19 protein-coding genes are annotated in these 21,364 nt (G+C 38.6%); 5 read left to right on the top strand and 14 right to left on the bottom strand.

The window, feature by feature from the left end; all coding sequences use genetic code 11:
* Positions 1-6: 6 nt before the first annotated feature.
* From thrA to rho, 4 genes are all read left to right on the top strand, one after another.
* The gene (thrA, locus tag A4G16_RS01370; protein WP_165888378.1) at positions 7-2,463 is read left to right on the top strand and encodes a bifunctional aspartate kinase/homoserine dehydrogenase I; all 2,457 of its coding nucleotides are present in this window, start codon (positions 7-9) and stop codon (positions 2,461-2,463) included.
* Positions 2,463-3,410, top strand: a complete 948-nt coding sequence (gene thrB / locus A4G16_RS01365) for a homoserine kinase (RefSeq protein WP_165888377.1) — start codon at positions 2,463-2,465, stop codon at positions 3,408-3,410. The genes thrA and thrB overlap by 1 nt, the downstream gene beginning before the upstream one ends.
* A 211-nt stretch (positions 3,411-3,621) precedes the next feature.
* Entirely contained in the window at positions 3,622-4,569 is a 948-nt protein-coding gene (gene cysK, locus A4G16_RS01360; RefSeq protein ID WP_165888376.1) for a cysteine synthase A, read from the top strand.
* 181 nt (positions 4,570-4,750) lie between these two features.
* Positions 4,751-6,013: a transcription termination factor Rho gene (gene rho, locus A4G16_RS01355; protein ID WP_027075250.1), complete on the top strand. Its 1,263-nt coding sequence runs from the start codon at positions 4,751-4,753 to the stop codon at positions 6,011-6,013.
* 44 nt (positions 6,014-6,057) lie between these two features.
* Here rho and A4G16_RS01350 read toward each other — a convergent pair whose 3' ends face one another.
* The 6 genes from A4G16_RS01350 to A4G16_RS01325 form a co-directional block, all read right to left on the bottom strand.
* Entirely contained in the window at positions 6,058-7,242 is a 1,185-nt protein-coding gene (locus tag A4G16_RS01350; RefSeq protein WP_165888375.1) for an aspartate aminotransferase family protein, read from the bottom strand.
* A 3-nt stretch (positions 7,243-7,245) separates the two neighbouring features.
* Positions 7,246-8,103, bottom strand: coding sequence for an acetylglutamate kinase (gene argB / locus A4G16_RS01345; RefSeq protein ID WP_165888374.1), 858 nt, complete (start codon positions 8,101-8,103; stop codon positions 7,246-7,248).
* Positions 8,104-8,155: 52 nt separating this feature from the next.
* The gene (argC, locus tag A4G16_RS01340; protein WP_165888373.1) at positions 8,156-9,097 is read right to left on the bottom strand and encodes an N-acetyl-gamma-glutamyl-phosphate reductase; all 942 of its coding nucleotides are present in this window, start codon (positions 9,095-9,097) and stop codon (positions 8,156-8,158) included.
* A 183-nt stretch (positions 9,098-9,280) separates the two neighbouring features.
* On the bottom strand, positions 9,281-10,000 hold the full coding sequence (gene deoD / locus A4G16_RS01335; protein ID WP_027075246.1) for a purine-nucleoside phosphorylase: 720 nt from the start codon (positions 9,998-10,000) through the stop codon (positions 9,281-9,283).
* Positions 10,001-10,026: 26 nt separating this feature from the next.
* Entirely contained in the window at positions 10,027-10,803 is a 777-nt protein-coding gene (gene deoC / locus A4G16_RS01330; protein ID WP_165888372.1) for a deoxyribose-phosphate aldolase, read from the bottom strand.
* 144 nt (positions 10,804-10,947) lie between these two features.
* Positions 10,948-12,210 (bottom strand): NupC/NupG family nucleoside CNT transporter, encoded by a 1,263-nt coding sequence (locus A4G16_RS01325; protein WP_042802426.1) that lies wholly within the window; start codon positions 12,208-12,210, stop codon positions 10,948-10,950.
* Positions 12,211-12,498: 288 nt separating this feature from the next.
* On the opposite strand from A4G16_RS01325, the gene msrA reads away from it, so the two are divergent.
* Entirely contained in the window at positions 12,499-13,005 is a 507-nt protein-coding gene (msrA, locus tag A4G16_RS01320) for a peptide-methionine (S)-S-oxide reductase MsrA (RefSeq protein ID WP_165888371.1), read from the top strand.
* Between the two features lie 50 nt (positions 13,006-13,055).
* Here the strand turns inward: msrA and A4G16_RS01315 are convergent, their stop codons facing one another.
* Genes A4G16_RS01315 through A4G16_RS01280 form a run of 8 tightly spaced genes read right to left on the bottom strand, consistent with a single transcriptional unit; the run spans position 13,056 to position 21,309 of the window.
* Positions 13,056-13,856: a glycosyltransferase family 2 protein gene (locus A4G16_RS01315; RefSeq protein ID WP_165888370.1), complete on the bottom strand. Its 801-nt coding sequence runs from the start codon at positions 13,854-13,856 to the stop codon at positions 13,056-13,058.
* The gene (locus A4G16_RS01310; protein ID WP_165888369.1) at positions 13,856-14,740 is read right to left on the bottom strand and encodes a glycosyltransferase family 2 protein; all 885 of its coding nucleotides are present in this window, start codon (positions 14,738-14,740) and stop codon (positions 13,856-13,858) included. The genes A4G16_RS01315 and A4G16_RS01310 overlap by 1 nt, the downstream gene beginning before the upstream one ends.
* Entirely contained in the window at positions 14,733-15,920 is a 1,188-nt protein-coding gene (locus A4G16_RS01305) for a hypothetical protein (protein WP_165888368.1), read from the bottom strand. Before A4G16_RS01305 ends, A4G16_RS01310 begins: the two co-directional genes overlap by 8 nt.
* Positions 15,921-15,930: 10 nt before the next feature.
* Positions 15,931-16,713 carry a glycosyltransferase family 25 protein gene (locus A4G16_RS01300; protein WP_165888367.1) on the bottom strand — a complete coding sequence of 261 codons (783 nt, stop codon included), beginning with the start codon at positions 16,711-16,713 and terminating at the stop codon, positions 15,931-15,933.
* 1 nt (position 16,714) lies between these two features.
* A complete protein-coding gene (locus tag A4G16_RS01295; protein ID WP_165888366.1) occupies positions 16,715-17,653 on the bottom strand; it encodes a glycosyltransferase family 52 in 939 nt (312 codons plus the stop codon).
* Complete coding sequence (locus A4G16_RS01290; RefSeq protein ID WP_165888365.1) at positions 17,650-18,855, bottom strand: flippase; 1,206 nt, start codon at positions 18,853-18,855, stop codon at positions 17,650-17,652. The genes A4G16_RS01295 and A4G16_RS01290 overlap by 4 nt, the downstream gene beginning before the upstream one ends.
* 33 nt (positions 18,856-18,888) lie before the next feature.
* Positions 18,889-20,049, bottom strand: a complete 1,161-nt coding sequence (gene neuC / locus A4G16_RS01285) for a UDP-N-acetylglucosamine 2-epimerase (RefSeq protein WP_165888364.1) — start codon at positions 20,047-20,049, stop codon at positions 18,889-18,891.
* The gene (locus A4G16_RS01280) at positions 20,050-21,309 is read right to left on the bottom strand and encodes a cytidylyltransferase domain-containing protein (RefSeq protein ID WP_165888363.1); all 1,260 of its coding nucleotides are present in this window, start codon (positions 21,307-21,309) and stop codon (positions 20,050-20,052) included.
* Positions 21,310-21,364 lie beyond the last annotated feature (55 nt).

The raw sequence follows: 21,364 nt of genomic DNA, 5'->3' as shown, positions 1-21,364 counted from the left end.
GAAACTATGCGAGTTCTTAAATTTGGAGGCACATCACTTGCCAACCCCGAACGCTTTATGCAAGCAGCGGATATCATCGAAAAAGCACATTTAAAAGATCAGGCAGCCGGTGTCTTATCTGCCCCTGCCAAAATTACCAACCATCTTGTTGCTATTGTCGATAAAGCGATTGCCGGCGAATCATTTGAATCTAACCTTTCTGAAGCAACGTCTATTTTCCATAATATTATCAATGGCTTATATGAAGCAAATAATAACTTTGCACGTGATGAATTATTAGCCTTGGTCGATGCCGAATTGAAACAAATTCAACAAGTTGCGGCAGATGCTGCAAAAAGTAAATCCTTGTCTGATGATGTAGCAGCTACTATTCACTGTCGAGGAGAAAAACTCTCAATTGCTATGATGCAAGCTTGGTTTGAAGCGAAAGGCTATGATGTAACACGTATCGATCCCGTAGAGAAATTATTGGCTCATGGTAGCTATTTAGAATCTTCTGTTGATATTACAGAATCAACCAAACGTGTTGATGCGCTCTCTATTCCAAAGAAAAATGTAGTATTAATGGCGGGCTTCACTGCCGGTAATGAAAAAGGCGAATTAGTATTATTAGGCCGTAACGGTTCTGACTACTCTGCTGCTTGTTTAGCCGCGTGCTTAAAAGCAGATATCTGTGAAATTTGGACAGATGTAGATGGTGTGTATACCTGTGATCCTCGTTTAGTGCCTGACGCTGTTTGTTTAGAGTCAATGAGCTACCAAGAAGCGATGGAGCTTTCTTACTTTGGGGCGAAAGTGATTCACCCTCGCACTATCGGGCCGTTAGTGCCATTAAATATTCCGTGCTTAATTAAAAACACTGGTAATCCTGAGGGAAAAGGCACATTAATTGACAATAACGTTGCAGCCGATAATTTAAAAGTAAAAGGGATCACAAACCTGGATAACGTAGCGATGTTTAACGTTTCAGGTTCAGGAATGCAAGGTATGGTGGGGATGGCTGCCCGCGTCTTCTCAACTATGTCAAAAGCCGGCATTTCGGTCATTTTAATTACTCAATCTTCCTCAGAATACAGTATCAGCTTCTGTGTACCGGCAAAATCCGCAGACAAAGCATTACAAGCACTTAATACCGAATTTACTCAAGAGCTATCAGACAATCTTCTCGATCCAATTGATATTATTAAAGATTTATCTATCGTTTCTGTAGTAGGCGATGGTATGCGTACTGCTAAAGGCATTGCTGCCCGCTTCTTCTCTGCTCTCGCTCAAGCTAATATCAGCATTGTAGCGATTGCACAAGGTTCGTCAGAACGTTCTATTTCTGCCGTTGTACCTCTTAATAAAGCCATTGAGGCAGTAAAAGCAACGCATAAATCCTTATTCAACAGCAAACGTGTAGTTGATATGTTTTTAGTTGGCGTAGGTGGTGTCGGCAGTGAGTTAATCGAGCAGGTAAAACAACAAAAGGAGTTTTTAGCAAAGAAGGACATTGAGATCCGAATTTGTGCCTTGGCTAACTCGGATAAAATGTTGTTGAACGAAAACGGCTTAAATTTAGATAACTGGAAAGAAGATTTAGAAAAAGCAATTCAGCCGTCTGATTTTGATGTATTGCTTTCATTCATCAAATTCCATCACGTTGTAAACCCTGTGTTTGTGGATTGTACTTCAGCTCAATCTGTCGCCAATCTTTATGCTCGAGCATTAAAAGAGGGTTTCCACGTAGTAACACCAAACAAAAAAGCAAACACCTCAGGCTATGAATATTACTTAGAAATGCGTGAAAATGCTCGCCAAAGTCAACACAAATTCTTATATGAAACCAATGTAGGAGCAGGTTTACCTGTTATTGAAAACCTACAAAATCTTTTAGCAGCCGGTGATGAAGTCGAAAAATTTGAAGGAATTCTTTCAGGCTCATTATCGTTCATTTTCGGCAAATTAGAAGAAGGTTTAACTCTTTCTGAAGCAACATTGATAGCAAAAGAAAAAGGCTTTACCGAGCCTGATCCTCGTGATGACTTATCTGGTGCTGATGTGGCGCGTAAACTCTTAATTCTTGCTCGTGAAACCGGCTTACCGCTTGAATTTGATGATATTGAAATTGAAGGTGTATTACCAAAAGGTTTCTCGGAAGGTATGAGCCGTGATGAATTCTTGCAAGTTTTACCTTCATTGGATGAAGAATTCAGCAAACGTGTTGAAGCCGCAAAAGCAGAGGGCAAAGTATTACGTTATGTAGGTTCAATTACCGGTGATAAATGCCGTGTGGCAATTGAAGCAGTGGATGAAAACCATCCTCTTTACAAAGTGAAAGATGGTGAAAATGCTCTTGCATTCTTAACTCGCTATTACAACCCAATTCCACTCCTCTTACGCGGTTACGGTGCCGGCAATAGTGTCACCGCAGCGGGTATTTTTGCCGATATTCTTCGCACGTTACAAGGAGGAGCAAACTAATGGTTCTACGTATTTATGCCCCAGCTTCAAGCGCTAATATTAGTGTCGGCTTTGACTCTCTAGGAGCAGCAATTTCCCCTATTGACGGCTCATTATTAGGCGATGTGGTCCAAATTGAAGATTGCGCTCAAGTCTTTGAATTAGAAAGTGCCGGCTATTTTGTAAGAAAGCTGCCAAAAGAGCCGCAAAAAAATATCGTCTATCAAGCCTATGTACTTTTTAGCGAACGCTTAAAATTACGTGGCGGTAACGTAAAAAATTTACGTTTAACGCTTGAGAAAAATATGCCAATTGGCTCAGGCCTTGGTTCAAGCGCCTGCTCGATTGTAGCAGCCTTAGTAGCTCTTAATAAATTCCACGATGAACCTTTCTCAAAAATGGAATTATTGGAAATGATGGGCGAATTGGAAGGAAGAATTTCAGGTTCTATCCACTATGATAACGTCGCCCCTTGCTATTTAGGCGGATTACAGTTAATGACCCAATCACTCGGTAATATCTGCCAGCCATTGCCATTTTTTGATGAATGGTATTGGGTACTTGCCTACCCAGGAGTGGAAGTTTCAACCGCTGAAGCAAGAGCTATTTTACCAAAAAGCTACACTCGCCAAGATATGATTCAGCAAGCCCGCTACTTAGGTTCATTTGTTCACGCTTGCCATACCCACCAAGATGTGTTGGCTGCAACAATGATGAAAGACCTAATTGCCGAACCGTATCGTGAGGATTTACTACCGAACTTCCCAACTGTCCGCCAAGGCTGTAAAGATTTAGGTGCTTTAGCTGTTGGTATTTCCGGATCCGGTCCAACTATGTTTGCGATTGCCCCTGATCTAGAACACGCTCAGCGCTTAGTTAACTACTTGGAAAAAGAGTATCTACAAAATAATGAAGGTTTCATCCATATTTGCAAAGTGGATAACCAAGGGGCAAGAGAGCTGAAATAGCCTTCTCTACTACATTCAAGCGGTCATATTTAGCAAATTTTTTGCAAAATATGACCGCTTAGTTTTCATTCCCCTTCTTTAAAGCATACTAATTATTGCCTAAACATATTTCATTTAGTTATATTAAATGCCTTATTGCTACTAGCAAATAGCTAAGAAATAAGTATGATAAGTTTAAAATTTTAAAACCTAATCTAAAAGGAACATCATTATGACTATTTATGCAGACAATTCATATTCTATTGGTAATACTCCTCTTGTTCGTTTAAAGAATTTCGGTAATGGCAACATTGTTGTAAAAGTAGAAGGACGTAATCCAAGCTTTAGCGTAAAATGCCGTATTGGTGCGAATATGGTATGGCAAGCAGAAAAAGATGGAATCTTAACCAAAGGAAAAGAAATTGTAGATGCAACCAGTGGTAACACGGGTATTGCTCTTGCTTATGTTGCAGCAGCTCGTGGCTATAAACTTACCTTAACCATGCCTGAAACAATGAGTACGGAACGTAAACGTTTATTACGTGGTTTAGGCGTGAATCTCGTTTTAACCGAAGGGGCAAAAGGAATGAAAGGGGCAATTGAAAAAGCGGCTGAAATCGCAGCATCAAACCCTGATCATTACGTCACATTAAAACAATTTGAAAATCCGGCTAACCCGGCTATTCACCAGCAAACTACCGGCCCTGAAATTTGGGATGCAACCGAAGGTAAAATCGATGTATTGGTCGCAGGTGTGGGTACAGGTGGGACTATTACCGGTATTTCTCGTGCAATCAAACAAGATAAAGGTAAACAAATCATTTCTGTTGCAGTAGAACCGGCTGAATCTCCGGTGATTACTCAAACCTTAAACGGTGAAGAAATCAAACCAGCTCCACACAAAATTCAAGGTATTGGTGCAGGTTTTATTCCAAAAAATCTTGACCTCTCATTAGTAGATAGAGTTGAAAAAGTATCAAGCGAAGAAGCCCTTGCAACTGCTCGCCGTTTAATGGCCGAAGAAGGTATTTTAGGCGGCATTTCATCAGGTGCAGCAGTTGCTGCAGCAGATCGCCTGGCGAAATTACCTGAATTTGCAGACAAATTAATTGTTGCTGTTTTACCATCCGCTTCTGAGCGTTATTTAAGCACACTTCTTTTTGAAGGGATTGAGGCTTAATAAAAAATGAGAACGCCAGCATTTACTGGCGTTTTTATTATTACAAGCGGTCATTTTGTATAAAACATTTGCAATTTTTTTATTGTTGCGGTATTCTTCGCCACATCATTTTACGGTTAACTGTATCTGGCTAACTATCAAAAATCCAACCTTTTATTATCAATCAATATATATTCCAATTATGCATCTTACTCAATTAAAAAACACGCCTGTTTCAGAACTTGTTGAAATGGGTGAAAATCAAATGGGCTTAGAAAATTTAGCTCGCTTACGTAAACAAGACATTGTTTTTGCCATTCTTAAACAACATGCGAAAAGTGGTGAAGATATCTTCGGTCAAGGTGTGCTAGAAATATTACCGGATGGTTTTGGTTTCTTGCGCTCTGCAGATAGCTCATATTTAGCCGGTCCTGATGATATTTATGTTTCTCCAAGTCAAATACGCCGTTTTAACTTACAAACCGGTGATAAAATTGAAGGTAAAATTCGCCCGCCTAAAGAAGGTGAACGCTATTTTGCATTATTAAAAGTAGATTCAGTTAACGACGATAAACCTGAAGTCTCTCGTAGCAAAATCCTATTTGAAAACTTAACCCCTTTACACGCTAATTCGCGTTTAAAAATGGAGCGAGGAAATGGCTCGAAAGAAGACTTAACTGCTCGTATTTTAGATTTAGCCGCCCCTATCGGTAAAGGTCAACGAGCTTTAATCGTTGCTCCACCTAAAGCAGGTAAAACCGTACTTCTACAAAATATTGCTCAAAGCATTACCTCTAACCACCCAGAATGTGAATTGATTGTGCTATTAATTGATGAACGTCCGGAAGAGGTAACCGAAATGCAACGTACCGTGCGTGGTGAAGTGATTGCATCAACCTTTGATGAACCTGCTACCCGACATGTTCAAGTGGCTGAAATGGTAATAGAAAAAGCCAAACGCTCTGTAGAACATAAAAAAGATGTAGTGATTTTATTAGACTCTATCACGCGTCTTGCTCGTGCCTACAATACCGTGACGCCTGTTTCAGGTAAAATTCTTTCCGGTGGTGTGGACGCCAATGCACTACATCGTCCTAAACGTTTCTTCGGTGCAGCCCGTAATGTAGAAGAAGGTGGTAGTTTAACTATTATCGCAACCGCTCTTGTCGATACAGGCTCGAAAATGGATGAAGTTATCTTTGAAGAATTCAAAGGTACAGGTAATATGGAATTACACTTATCTCGTAAGATTGCTGAGCGTCGAATCTTCCCTGCGATTGACTTTAATCGTTCCGGCACACGTAAAGATGACTTGTTAATGGCAGCCGATGAACTGCAAAAAACGTGGATGTTGCGTAAAGTACTTAATCCTATGGATGAAGTGGATGCTATTGAATGGTTAATTGATAAATTAATGATGGCAAAAACGAATGAAGAGTTTTTTGAGATTATGAAACGCTCATAAAATCTATGAAAAAATCCCGCTTTAAGCGGGATTTTTTATCCAAATTAATAGGTTTCCAATACTTCTTTCAGCACCTTCATTCCCTGCTCAATTTGAGCATCGCTAATAGTTAGCGGAGGCAATAAACGTAATTTGTTTTTTGCAGTGAGAAATAACACGCCTTTTTCAATACATTTTGCTACCACATCTGAAGCCAAAACGCCTTCTTCAAACTCTACACCAAGCATTAAGCCTAAACCTGAAACGGATTTTACTTTAGGTAATCCTGCCAAAGCCTCTCGTACTTTTCGCCCTTTGCGTTGCACTTCTGTCAAGAAATCAGCATTAATTCTATCCATCACCACATTCGCACCGGCACAGGTCACAGGGTTTCCACCAAAGGTTGAACCGTGGTCACTTTTGCCTAAAGTATTTTCGACTTTTTCGCCTAATAGGAATGAGCCAATCGGTAAACCACCGCCTAAGCCTTTTGCAAGCGTGACCACATCGGGCTTTAAGCCAAATTGCTCATATGAGAAAAGTGTACCTGTTCGCCCAATACCGGTTTGAACTTCATCAATAATAAAGACCAAATCTTTTTCTTGACAAAGTTCTTGTACCGCCTGCAGATAATCGTTATCTAGTGAGCAAACACCGCCCTCACCTTGCACCACTTCTACCAAAATTCCGCATACATTGTCTGTTTTTAAGCGTGCTTTTAAAGCATCAATATCATTTGCAGGCATATATTCAAACCCATCAGTAAATGGGTGAAAATGTTGATGGAATACATCCTGCCCTGTTGCTGCCAAAGTGGAAATAGTTCTACCATGGAAAGAGTTTACCAAGGTTAAGACCGTTGAACGCCCAGTCCCATATTTATCATGACTATATTTACGAGCAGTTTTTACTGCCCCTTCGTTAGCTTCCGCCCCCGAATTGCAAAAAAATGCTCGTTTTAGACCGCTTGCATTCACTAATTTTTCCGCTAAACGGCTTGATGGCTCGGTAAAAAAGAGATTTGAGGTATGTTGTAATTTGCCGGCTTGCTCCGTAACTGCCTTCAACCACTCATCATCTACCCAGCCCAAACTGTTTACACCAATACCGCTGGTAAAATCCAGATATTGGTTACCTTCAAAATCCCATACATCGCAGCCTTTGCCGTGCGAAAGAGCAAGATCAAATCTGCCGTAAGTTTGAGCGATATAATCTTTATCTAATTGTTTGATGTTGTTGCTTGTTACCATTTTTTATCCTTTTTTATAAAAACGCGTGCCGTTTTTGCCGCCAAAGAGTTCTACTAAAATCGCGTGGTCAATTCGCCCGTCAATAATATTCGCCTCAATGCCGCCCGCATTGATAAAATCGGTACAGCAGGCAATTTTAGGAATCATACCACCTGCGATAATGCCTTGTTCGATTAAGCCTTGTACCTCATTAACCTCCACCTCGGGAATTAAGGTACTTTCATCAAAGCGATCTCGTAATAAGCCTGCAATATCAGTCATTGAAACTAATTTTGCAGCCCCTAAAGCGATAGCAATTTCGCTGGCAGCAGTATCGGCATTGATATTATAGGCTTGCCCGTTTTCATCTACCCCAACCGTTGAAAGAACCGGGATTAGACCTGCGTTAAGGGCAATTTCAATTACTTGCGGATTCACTTTGACAATATCACCAACAAAGCCGTAATCAATCTCAGACTCTAATTTTTTACATTGTAACATTGCTCCATCAATACCACATAAGCCGATTCCTTTACCTTTGAGCAACGCCACTAAACTTTTATTCACCTTACCCGCTAACATTTGCAGCACCACGCTGATGGTATCGTTATCGGTTACACGCAAGCCATTAATAAATTGCGGTTCTTTGCCTAGCAATTTCACCCCTTGTGAAATCTCTGGCCCACCACCATGAACCAGCACTACTTTCACGCCTAAGCGATTAAGCAGCAAAATATCTTCCATAACCGATTTTTTCAGCTCTTCGTTAATCATCGCATTGCCACCATATTTCACCACGATGATTTTATCCTGCCATTTAGCAAGACAAGCGGTTGATTTTTCTAATAAATTTGCGAATTGGTTGATTTCTTGAATATCCATTACATCTCCTGTTTTCTGTTGTTTTCTTTGCGTAAGCAAAGAAAACAACAAGTTAAATTTCTAACCCCGAAACCTCACTCCTACCCAACATAATATTCATACATTGCACCGCAGCTCCTGAGGCCCCTTTGCCTAAGTTATCAAAACGGGCGGCAAGTAGAATTTGGCTTTCGTTACCGTACACAAAAATCTCAAGATTATCTTTGCCTGAATACGCGTTGGCCGCAAGCATACCGTCTTCAGGAAAATCTTGATAAGGGTGTATATTAATCAATGGGTTACCTTTATAATAATCAACCAATAGATTTGCAATTTCTTCGCCAGATTTGACCGCTTGTAAAGCGCTTATCGGTAAAGGGACAGTAACTAGCATTCCACTATAGAAATCGGCTACCACAGGGGTGAAAATCGGTGGATTTTGCATGAGAGTTAAGGCTTGCATTTCTGGCAAATGCTTATGTTTTAAAGCTAAACCATACACACGCGGAGCATCGAATGCCTGAGGGCGTTCCGAACTTTTATAATCAGAGATCATGGATTTTCCACCGCCTGAATAGCCGGTGAGAGAATGGCAGCTTAACGGATAATCAACAGGTAGCACGCCTTTTTCCACCAACGGGCGAACTAACGCGATATAACCTGTTGCATGGCAGCCCGGCACTGCAACGCGGTTGGCGTTTTTGATTTTCTCACGCTGTCCGCTTAATTCGGCAAAACCATAAACCCAATCAGGGTTGACTCTGTGTGCAGTGGAAGTATCGCAAATACGAGCATTTTTCGGTGCATTTTCCACTAACTCTTTTGAGGCTTCATCCGGCAGGCAGAGAAAGGTTAAATCTGCTTCGGCAACTTTTTTCAATCGTGCATTCAGATCTTTTCGTAGTTCGTCCGGCAAGGTCAACAGCTCAATATCTTCAGCTTCACTTAATCGCTCATGAATGCGTAGCCCTGTTGTGCCGACCGCTCCGTCCACAAAAATTTTGTATTTGCTCATTTCACACCCTTATATCTTTATCTTGATGAAATTGGTTTTAGTCTAAGTCTATTCAAACGAAAATTCAAGTTTATTTATGAATACTTATTCATTAAAAATAAATTAATATTCAACACAAGGTATAAAAAATCCCTAACGAAAAACTCGCTAGGGATTTGCAAATTTTTTGAAAAAAGTAACCGCTTACATCTTATCGCCAATAAGCACAGACTCTAAAGCAATTTCAATCATATCATTAAAGGTTAATTGACGCTCTTCTGATGTGGTCTGCTCACCTGTACGAATATGGTCTGATACAGTACAAATAGCTAATGCTTTCGCACCGAATTCAGCTGCAACACCATAAATTCCTGCTGCTTCCATTTCAACACCTAAAATGCCGTATTTTTCCATCACATCGAACATCTCAACATCCGGTGAATAGAATAGATCAGCAGAGAATAAATTACCTACCAATACATTTAAGCCTTTTTGTTTAGCTGCTTGGTGAGCTGCAAGTGCCATATCGAAATCTGCGATCGCAGCAAAATCGTGATCACGGAAACGAATGCGGTTTACTTTAGAATCCGTACAAGCACCTGTTCCAATAATTACATCACGTACATGCACATCATTGCGGACGGCACCACAAGAACCGACACGAATGATTTTTTTCACACCATATTCTGTGATCAACTCTTTAGTATAGATAGAGCAAGATGGAATCCCCATACCATGGCCCATAACCGAAATACGGCGTCCCTTATAAGTGCCGGTATAACCTAGCATATTACGCACATTGGTTACTTCTTTTGCATCCTCTAAAAAGGTTTCTGCAATATATTTCGCACGAAGCGGGTCGCCCGGCATAATTACAACGTCTGCGAAAGCACCTTCTGGTGCATTAATATGTGGAGTTGCCATATTTTTGTCCTCTTAATAGATAAAAATTAATAACCTTGAACAGATTGTTGCTGCTCATTATTTAAAGTTGCCAATAAATTAGCAAGTAAACTTGAAGCACCAAAACGAAAATGTGAAGCGTTGATCCAATCTTTCCCTAAAATCGAATCCGCTAATTCTAAATATTGAGCTGCTTCTTCAGTTGTTTTTACACCACCTGCAGCTTTAAAGCCAACATGTTCTGCTACGCCTAAATCACGAATTGTTTCCAACATGATGCGAGCAGCTTCTAATGTAGCATTAACCGCCACTTTACCTGTTGAGGTTTTGATGAAATCAGCCCCCGCTTGAATTGAAATTTCGCTCGCTTTGCGAATCAGCTCTGTGGTTTGTAACTCACCGGTTTCAATAATAACTTTGAGTAAAACGTTATTTTCTGTACAGACTGCTTTACATTGTTTAACTAATTCAAAACCAACAGTTTCCTCTCCGGCTATTAAAGCTTTATAAGGAAAAACAACATCAACCTCATCTGCACCGTAAGCAATAGCCGCTTTGGTTTCAGTTACGGCAATTTCAATATCATCGTTACCATGAGGGAAATTTGTTACCGTTGCAATTTTAACTTGCTCAATACCTTCTGCTTTTAATGCTTTACGTGCAATAGGCACAAAACGAGGATAAACGCAAACCGCTGCAGGCGTACCAAATAAAGTTTTAGCCTGTTGACAGAGTGAAATAACTTTTTCATCTGTATCATTGTCATTTAAGGTCGTTAGATCCATCAAAGACAAAGAAAGTTTTGCCGAATCTTTTAACATCATCGTCCTCTCCTTTTTCAAATTAACAATTTGTTTGCAAAATAATATAAAAATCTAACCGCTTGTAAATAGTAAAATTTTATGCAACCGTTTACGTACAGCCCAAAAGATTAAAACCACTATTTCTAGTGGTTTTAATCAGGTAATTTATAATACCGCTCCGCCTAAGCCGATAAACAATCCTGCGATTGTTGCACTCATTAAGTTAGCTAATGAGCCGGCGATAACAGCTTTAATGCCTAAACGTGCAATGTCTGCACGACGGTTTGGAGCCATCGCACCAATACCACCGATTAACACGGCAATTGAACTTACGTTAGCAAAACCACAAAGTGCAAAAGTGATAATCGCCACTGTTTTTTCGCTCAATTGAACTGTAGATTCTGGAGCTAAGTATTTAGAAAATTCAACATAGCCCACAAATTCATTCACAGCTAATTTCAAGCCGATCATCTGACCTGCAATTTCAGATTCTTCCCATGGTACACCGATGACCCAAGCTAGTGGTTTGAACACCCAGCCAAAAATCTGGCCTAGACTTAAGGTTTCATAACCAAACCAGCCACCAATACCACCTAAAATACCATTGATTAAAGCAATCAACGCAACAAAAGCAATTAACATTGCACCTACGTTAAATGCCAATTGCATACCTGATGATGCGCCAGATGCAACAGCATCTAAAACATTTGCCGGTTTTTCTAAATCCACACTTTCCAAATCATCACTGAATTTTTCTGTTTGTGGCACCATAATCTTAGCAAAAAGTAAACCTGCTGGAGCAGCCATAAAGGATGCTGCAATCAAATAGGTTAATGGTACGCCCATTCCTGCATAGCCCGCCATTACAGAACCGGCAATAGATGCTAAACCACCAGCCATAATGGCAAATAATTCAGACTCTGTCATTTTACTGATATAAGGTTTTACCACAAGCGGGGCTTCAGTTTGGCCTACAAAGATATTTGCGGCTGCCGACATGGATTCTGCTTTCGATGTACCTAACACTTTTTGTAAAGTACCACCTAAAATACGAATCACCCATTGCATTACACCAATATAGTAAAGAAGTGAAATTAATGCTGAGAAGAATACAATAACCGGAAGTACGCGGAAGGCGAAAACGAAACCGCCACCACCAAATACTTCAAACATTTTATCACTAACTAAGCCACTGAATAAAAATGAGATCCCCTCATTTCCATAAGAAATGACTTTCGAAACTCCATTAGCAATCGCATTTAATGCATCACGACCTGCAGGCACATAAAGCACTAATGCACCAATAGCAATTTGTAATGCTAATGCACCCAATACTGCTCGCATACTAATCGCACGTTTATTATTTGAAAATAAAAATGCGATCAACAGTAAAACAACTATGCCTAAAAGGCTGTTAAGCGTACCCATAAGACCTCTAAGATAAACATGTTAAAAAGGGAGTATTAATATACCTATTTTTACGTAAAAAATCTTGTAAAAATTACACAAATAAAACATAAATTGACAAAAAACAAATTATGGTATTTCATTTAGCATAATCTTTAACATCAGTAAACTTACGAAATACCTTTTACAAGCGGTCATTTTACACCTTATTTTTACCACTACAGCATGGGGCGAACAATCTAAACACAGATTGAAATAAATTCCCGCAAAAATTTATACATTATAGGATGATTTATAGGAGAGCAAATTATGCAAAACATTCGTGAAATTTATTTAGCAGGTGGCTGTTTCTGGGGCGTAGAGTCTTTTATGCAACGCATTAACGGAGTGATTAAAGCTCAGTCTGGCTATGCCAATGGCAATACTGATAACCCAAGCTACCAAGATGTCTGCTCCGGCAGTGGTCATGCTGAAGTAGTTAAAGTCACTTACGATGCCGATAAAATCAGCCTTGCCAAATTATTAAATTATTTCTTTCAAGTGATTGATCCGATTAGCATTAACCAGCAAGGTCATGATGTAGGTATCCAATACCGTACAGGTATTTATTATGTTGATCCACAAGATATTCCTGTGATCAACCAAGCGCTTGCCGAACTACAAACACATTTTGACAAGCCTCTTGCGGTTGAAAATGAAATGTTGGAACAATATTTTCCGGCAGAAGAATACCACCAAGAATATTTGGTGAAAAATCCGAATGGATACTGCCATATTGATATCCAACTAATGAATAAAATCTTAAAAAATCAGTAACCTAAAGAGCCACAGTTTTTAACTGTGGCTCTTTCAACATTTCTTCAAACTTATTTTCTTAATAAGCCATATACCGCTTTTAATGCGGAAAGTGGTAATAATCTTGGAATTGCACGCATTAAGAACACCGCGAACCCTGAGATTGGGTCGTGGATTTTGCATTTATTTTTCAATTTATATAAACGCCATTCTGCTTCTGCTTGTGCCATACCACGCCGTCTGCTAACCATTCCGTTCCCAACACGGGCATAAACCAATAAATCCGGTAAATTTGCTACTTGTTTAAATTGTGCAATCAGTTTAATCCATAGATAGTAATCTTCTTGCAAATCTTGATAGCCCCCAACCTCTAACACTTTAGATTTTTGGTAAGCTACCGTCATATGATTAAACGGGCAACGCAAACGGGTAAATTTCACGATTTCATCGGCAGAAGTCGGCACATTGCGATAAGCCACAATATCTTCAATATTTTGCCCAAATTCGGCAATTTGTCCGCCGAAAATCACAGTTTCAGGATACTTCTCAATAAACGCTACTTGTTTTTCAAACCGCTCAGGCACACAAATATCGTCCGTATCCATACGGAAAACCCACTCATTTGAACAATGGGTTAAGCCATCATTCAAGGTTTTACCTAATCCGCGATTTTGTGGAAATCTCACTGCTTTTATCGGTAAAATGGCACTATATTCTTCTACAATCGCATCCAATTCAGGGGTAATTGCCCCATCAAAGCAAACAACAATTTCATCAGCCTGTACAGTTTGTACTTTTAGGCTTTCAAAACACTCTCTTAAATATTGAGGTTGCTCTTTAATGTATAACGACATTAAAACGGAAAATTTCATTAGATAAACCTTTTTAAGTTAATCGCCAATTTCGGCGAGATAAAAATAGCAGCCGCAATAATCAGTTGCTTGATATTTTTTGTTTGTTTAAACATTTCAATATAATATTTTGCCGCACTACGCGATAAATTCATCACGTGTGGATAGCTTAAAATATACAGTGAATTGAGCTTAAAATTCTCAGCTTGTTCTGGCGTTTTAATATAAGTTTGCTGAATATAGTCAATCGCCTTTTGTGTATTGCTAGTATCCGTTGAAACGCTGGAACGTTTGGTGTGGAAGGTGCAATAAGTGAGAGGCTCATCCACATAAAGCGGCTCAAAGCTTGACTCTTCCAACAACTTCAATAGGAAATCGTAATCTTCCAACGAACGCAAGCGGTCAGATAATCCGCCAACTTTGCAAAATAACGCTTTCTTTAAACCAATCATCGGCATACCGCCAATTTTGTTGGCTTTGAGAATATTCTCTTTGGTCAGTTCGTCACGTGTTTTAAACGGCTTGGTGACATAGGTAAAACCTTCATTCACCATTTCACATTTTGCCGGGTGGTAAACAAAATTAGCCTGCGGATTTTGGCTAATCGCCTTCGCCAATCGCTCACACTTTTCAGGCATAAAACGATCGTCATCGTCTAAAAACAGCAGCCACTCTCGGCTGGCGTGATTTGCTCCCACATTACGACTTTGAGCCGCCCCCACATTCGGGTTATTGCGGATCACTTTGACCTCAAATGGATAATCATCATTCACTTCAACCACCGTTTGGGAATGATCATCAACAATAATCACTTCAAAATTATACACCGTTTGCTGTTTTAAACTCTCCAGCAACGCCTTAATTTCAGCATTGCGGTTATAAGACGGCACAATAATACTAAACATTTCCTGCCTCATTTTTTTTGCAAAAAATCACTAAATTTCGACCGCTTGTACCAAACAACGATAAGAACATTAAAAACAACATCATCAACCCCGGGAAGGCGAAAGTATCTGCCTTAATGTTTAAAATGGCTAAAAGGCCTATCGTTGATAAGGTGAAAATCCAATTTCCTTCAAACCAATTCACTGCCACTTTTCGCACAAAATAAAAGGTAAAGGCAAAGCAAGCCAACATATAGCTTACACCACCATACAGCGTTTGGCGGATATAGCCTGAATCCGAGCCGCCATAATAGCCACCTTTTTCAGTGTAGTACAAACCATCGCCTGAAATAAACTGGCTAAGTGTCGGTAAAAACAGATGGTTTTTCACTAAATTATCGGTGGAAGAACTCACTTTTCCCGAACCGGATAACAGATTAATCACCGGCTCTAGGGCGTGTTCCACATAGCGATTTTCTGGAAAAACAATGGCTAGAAATAAAATCAAAGCAGTAAATGCCACTAACGGCAACACGTATCGCCATTTGAAATACAATGCGATGCTGATAACCGACAGCAATAAAAAAGTTCTGCCTGAAATTAAGCCGATACACAAAATTAAAAACAGAAACCAGCCATTAATGGAATCCGTTTTTTTATTATAAGCCAATAAAAAATGCAGCAACATTAAGTAGAAAATACTTAATTGGAAAAAAGCAGACGAAGTAATATTGTATAGACGATATTCCTGCTCCGAGCCGAAAAAGCGTGGCATCATCGCATTAGTAGAAAGTAAAAAATCCACCATAAAGGGCACGCCTAATAATGCTATTACCCCGAAAACCCATTGAATTCCAATGCCTATTTTTAAATCCCGCACCAACAGGGCTTTGCCGTCTTCTACCCGATAAAACACATTATAAACCGCAATGCCGAAGATAAATAAAATCAACATTTTGATATACATTGCCAATACCCCAAGTTCTTTGGTGCCGTTAATTAAAAGCGGAATCACGCTAAAACCGATTAAGGCAATAATTGCAATCAGGCTATCTTTAGGGATCATAATACCGTTTGGCTTTCCACGCATAATTTGCCAAACCAAATAGCCACAGGCGAATACACCTACCACAAATGCCATTCGCAAAAAATGGAAAAACCACGGATCGTATAAATAAAATAAATTCACTAATGCTGACATGGCAAACCTGCTATTTTAATTGGGATAAATTGCGTTGTATCGCCAAGACCTTTTTTAGAGGATATTTGAGTGATTTCTTCCATAAATTATTATTAAGTGAACCACGCAAATCTTCCAAATTACTGATTAGAACCGGATTTTCGATTACCATCAATGGGCGAATAATTAAAGTATCCACCTTAAATTTACTACCAAATAAAATAAAGTCGTCTGCCAACCAATAAGGACGCTCCGCTCCGGCTTGGTTTAAAAACTGGCAAGCGGTCGATTTTTTAATTAAATATGCAACCGTGCCGGCAAAATAATTACGATACGGATAGGCATATTTATATGGCGTATTCGGAACTGTTTTTTGCAAAAAGCCAAAGGTAGAAGGGTAATTGATTTCCAGTTCGCTATCATCAAAGCTTGGGATTTTAGATTGCCCTACCAATACAATATCGGCATTTAGATTTTGAGCAAGAAGTAAATTCAGGTTTTTTTGGAAATGCGCAGCAAATAAAGCATCATCCTCGCACACAAGGCAATAGTCATTATTCTGAATTGAATCATCTTCTGCAATCAACTGATAAACACTTAAATGGCTTAGTGTGCAGCCAATCTCACCTTTAGTGGTTTTTCGCCCATAATGTTGTTCAAATTTTTCTAAATTAAAACGGTCATTTAGCTCATGCCACTCTGCACTCATCGTATTAATGGCATTAAAAATTTGAAAATCTGCTGTATCCGGCTGAGAAAAAAACAGTTCTCGGCGTTTTACATCTTTCTCTAATGAAATTAAATATTTCTTCATTTTATTCTCTAATATCAATAATCTGAATGCCTAACTTTTCTAACAAATCATAACTGGCAAGGTAGGCAGGATTATCCGTATCCACCCTTAACGCTACCACTTCAATATTCGGGCTTTTGTTTAAAATATTAATCACAGCACTACTGAAATAGGTATAAACGCGGCATTTTTTCTGGCTAAATTCTTGAAAAATATAATCTTCTAAAATTAAATTTGTATTGATGTACTCTACATTCGATAATCTATATGTTTCTCTTGGGTGAGGCAGATAAAGATCAATATCAAAGGTATTAATCACCTTTTCCGCCAAAGCAATATTTTTTTCATCTTCACGCTCAAAAATCGGCTGCCCTAATAAGATATTTATTATTTTATCATTTTCCTGCGATACATTCTTTATATCACGCGCTTCAATTAAATCCACATAAATAGTATTGCTGATAATATTCGGAAAATCACGATAAATAGTATAGTGTGCTACAGATAACGCTTTGAGTTTATCTAAACTATATTTATTACCTAAAAGAGTATTAATTAATTTACGGTTTAAGCCTACATTATCTTCTTTATAAAAAAGACTTTGTAGCACAATATTTGCAGTGCCGTCATCAAAGGTATTAAGTTGATTAAATCGAATGGTACTTAATATAAACTGAATTTCCAGCTCGTTAATATTCGCAACAAAAACTTTATCAAAATTTTTACCGATAAATGTCCATTTTAAATAAACAATTTCTTTTAATAATTGCAAGCGTTCACTATGTTGTTGCATCGCAAAAAATTGACTGCATTTTTTCTCCAACCTTGATTGGTAGAAATCAAATTTTGTATTTTTAACAGTGGAAAGCATTACCCCAAAAAATTCATCATTAGGGTGCATTTCAATAATTTTTTCCGCAATTAGTACCTGCAAAGGTGTGCAACAAATAATTAAATTCATACTGTTTTTCCTACTTTTGCCGTCATTACATACAAAATCGGGATAATGCTCACTGCACCAATAATGCTGGCAAAAGGAATATAGGCTATTTGAGTAAAAGTTAGCGCAAATAAGCTTACCAAGTAAAAGACCGTCGATAAAATCGAACATAATGAAATCAGCTTATTTTTGCCATAAAAGAAAAGATAGTTTACTAAAATAAGATAAGGTACAACAAGCATGGTTGCGACTAAAAACAGCATTATATAATATTTCGTACCGATAAATTGTGAACCTAGAATCCAAACCACAAGCTCTTCGGGAATCAACCACATCACCAAAGCCGGAACCGGTACGATAAATAAGGCATAGAATGCCCATTTATGAATATGGCTGACATTAATTCTTTTCTGTTTTAAAGCTTCATAAAAATAAGGTAGCGTAGCTTTATTTAAAGCTTGGATCACAACCGCTAATATCATAGCAATTTGTGCTCCCATCGCATATAAACCTAAATCTGCTTCGCTGAATTTATGGTAGATAAAAATACGATCTAACTGCCCCTTTAAGAACATACTGGAATGATGCAAAATCAGTGGCAAACCAAATCCAAGTACATAAAACAATGCTGTTTTATAGCGAGCAAAGCTAAATTTCTTATTTTTTGCTTTGTTTGCATACAATAAATAAGCAATGGTAAAAACCAACACATTACTGAAAAGAATCGCTAAAATGCGCTTTTCCACCAGTTCGGTATTGAAATACTCCATCATCGCAACAGTAATGACAGCAGAAGAAACAGCTGACATTAATTGAACCGTCGTATAAGCCATTGCCTGTTTTTGGCACTGTCGAACACTTAACTGTACATTTAAAAACGACTGAAACATTGAACCGATTGCTACATAAGCGATCATTTCCGCCTTAAAATACCAGCACCCCAGTAAAATCAAACAGCTCATAAAAAGCGTATATAAATAACCTGTCGTCAGTACCAAATTTAGCGAGCGTTTACCATAGAAATAAAAATAACGGGCAACCGCTCCTTCTTGGCTTAAGCCGATAAAAATGACAAATAAGGCGGAGAAGGTTTGGTAATAAGAAAGTTCACCATAACCCTCCACTCCTAATTTTCGGGAAAAATAAGGTAAGAGTAAGAAAGGAATTGACTTAGAAGCCAATTCCCCAATTAAGTAAATAACGCTGTCTTTAACTGCTTTCATAATTGCAAATTTTTAGTGTTTTTTGACCGCTTGTTAAAAGCGTATATCATAAAATCCTTTCGGCTGAGTATTACTACTATCGGCAAGAAATGCTTTAATGGCAGAATAAGCTTTTTCCATTGCATTTGGTTGAAAATAAGGATTCGTCATTTTCGGCAAACGCTTTTGGAACTCGTCTGAAATCAACTTGTTCATACCTTGAATAATAGATGCTTTATCACTTGCCACATCAATTACTGACTCACCACGCACACGCCCTTGCTGACGATTCCCGATATTAATCGTTCCAACTCCACAACTTGGAGCTTCAATCAAACCGGATGAACTATTACCAATTAAGCCGTTTGAATATTTAATTAAAGCCAAATATTCCTCCGGCTTTACTGAAGCAAAAAACTTAAACTGATTCTCCTCAGTATAAGTGTAAAAACGTTGATAAATCTGCTCTGAGTTAGTATCGGAGTTCGAACCGATAAACACAAACGAATAATTATCTTTAAAACTATCAAACGCTTGTAATAAGGCTTCAATTTGATCTAACACCGACACATCGGTTAAAGTTTCAGGGTGAAACACTACCATAAAATATGGCGTAGTTGGAATACCTAAACGTTCAACTAACTCATCTTTTGTTGGTAACACCAAACTTAAACTATTTTCAGCCCCAAGTGATCCCGTATTCACTACATTTTCCGGCAATTCACCAAGCTGAATCACACGTTGACGATACTCCTCTGTTGAGGTTAAATGGAATTTAGACATTTTAGTGATGCAATGGCGAATAAATTCGTCATAATTACCCAAAGTCTGCTCACCGCCATGTAAATGCACTAAAGGAATATTATGCATTGCAGCAGCAGTTGCAACCGCTAACATTTCATAACGATCGCCTAATACTATAACAGCATCATATTTATGGCGCTGAAAATGCTCACCAAAACGACTTAAACACTCTGCCATTGAGTGAATAATAGTCTGGTTGTTTTCACTATTTAAAGTTAGCGGAATACGTTCTGCAATCTCAAAACCGTCTTGTTCAATCACATTCACGGTGTTGCCATATTCAGGCGCAAGGTGCATGGCAGTTACAACCAGTGAAAATTTTAACGCCGAATCTTGCTCCAATTTTTTTAGTAAACGTTTGACGATTCCGTACTCTGCACGAGAACCGGTAATATAAGCGATATGTTTCATTTAATTTAGCTCTTTCTCTAAAATAGCGGTCAATTTTTCATAACCTTTTGCATTTAAATGCAACCCATCGTTGCTGTATGCTAAGTCCAATTTACCGTATTTATCGCTAAAGGCTTGATCTAACGCTACCCATTTTACGGCTAAATTATCTTTTAAATATTGGTTTAACAAACGAATATCGTCGTTATTGCGATCTACCCTAAACGCTGTTGGCGTAATTTCTAAGAAATAGAGATTAATATCAGAGCGAATAGCTTTAAGCTGCGAAATTAAATGGTTAATATCTGCTAACACTTTCTCATCACTCCAACCATGACGAACAATATCATTTGTTCCCAACATAAGTACAACATCTTTTGGTAATGCAGAAATCAAGCCTTTATCTAAAATTAGCTCACTATACTGACTGGTTGAAATGCCTGCAATGCCTAAGTTATTCACAGCCTTGCCATTGAGTTGCTTAACATCCCAATATTCCAAAATAGAATGCCCGATCAAAGCAATTTCTTTAACTTCTTTGAAATTCTCTTTTTTCATTAAAATTGAGCGTTTAATCGTCTCTAATAGGAGCTTTTCTTTATTACGCTGCTGCAAAATAAAATAGAAATACTCAAAATCTTGGCGATCATCAATATCAATTGAAACATCCTTACCCATAAAGTAGGCCAAACATTTCGCACCGTAGAAATGCTTCTGAGCTAAATAAGCGGTCGGTTTTGCCGAAAAAATTGCACCATTTGGAGAATATTCCGGACGGTACAACTGACGAGCATAGTTAGAATAATCCAACTGAAAATGTTTTAAGCTCTCATCTTCTTCAATTACACGGGTTAATGTAGTGGGTTTATGGGCATCTGATACTGATACTAAAAAATCAAACTGCTCAAAATTCTTCTCAAATTTCTCGCAAGATTCCTTAATATGTTGTGCCGTTCTTAACGGAGAGGTAGGCTGTAGCAGGACAAAATAGTCAAAATCTAGCGATTTATATTGATTCAAAACATCTTCAATCACTACAAAAGAACTTGCTTTATCACTCGCCAAATGTTCCGCACGCTTAATAAACTCAATCGGATAATGCGAAAGTAAATCGATATACTCTTGAGAATCGGTACTAACAATGATTTTTTCAAACTGACCAGACTCAATCGCTGCCTCAATTGAATATGCCATTAACGGCTTTCCGTCAGCTAACAATACGTTTTTGTTCGGTAAGCCTTTTGAGCCGGCACGGGCTGTGATAATTGCAATTTTTTTCATAAATTTAACCGCTTGCTATCTATATAAATAAATGATGGGGCTTTTACCCCATCAC

It is taken from the genome of Mannheimia granulomatis (assembly GCF_011455695.1).
Lineage (GTDB): Bacteria > Pseudomonadota > Gammaproteobacteria > Enterobacterales > Pasteurellaceae > Mannheimia > Mannheimia granulomatis_A.
Note: the sequence above shows the minus strand (reverse complement) of the source record. Positions and strands in the feature narration are given on the sequence as shown.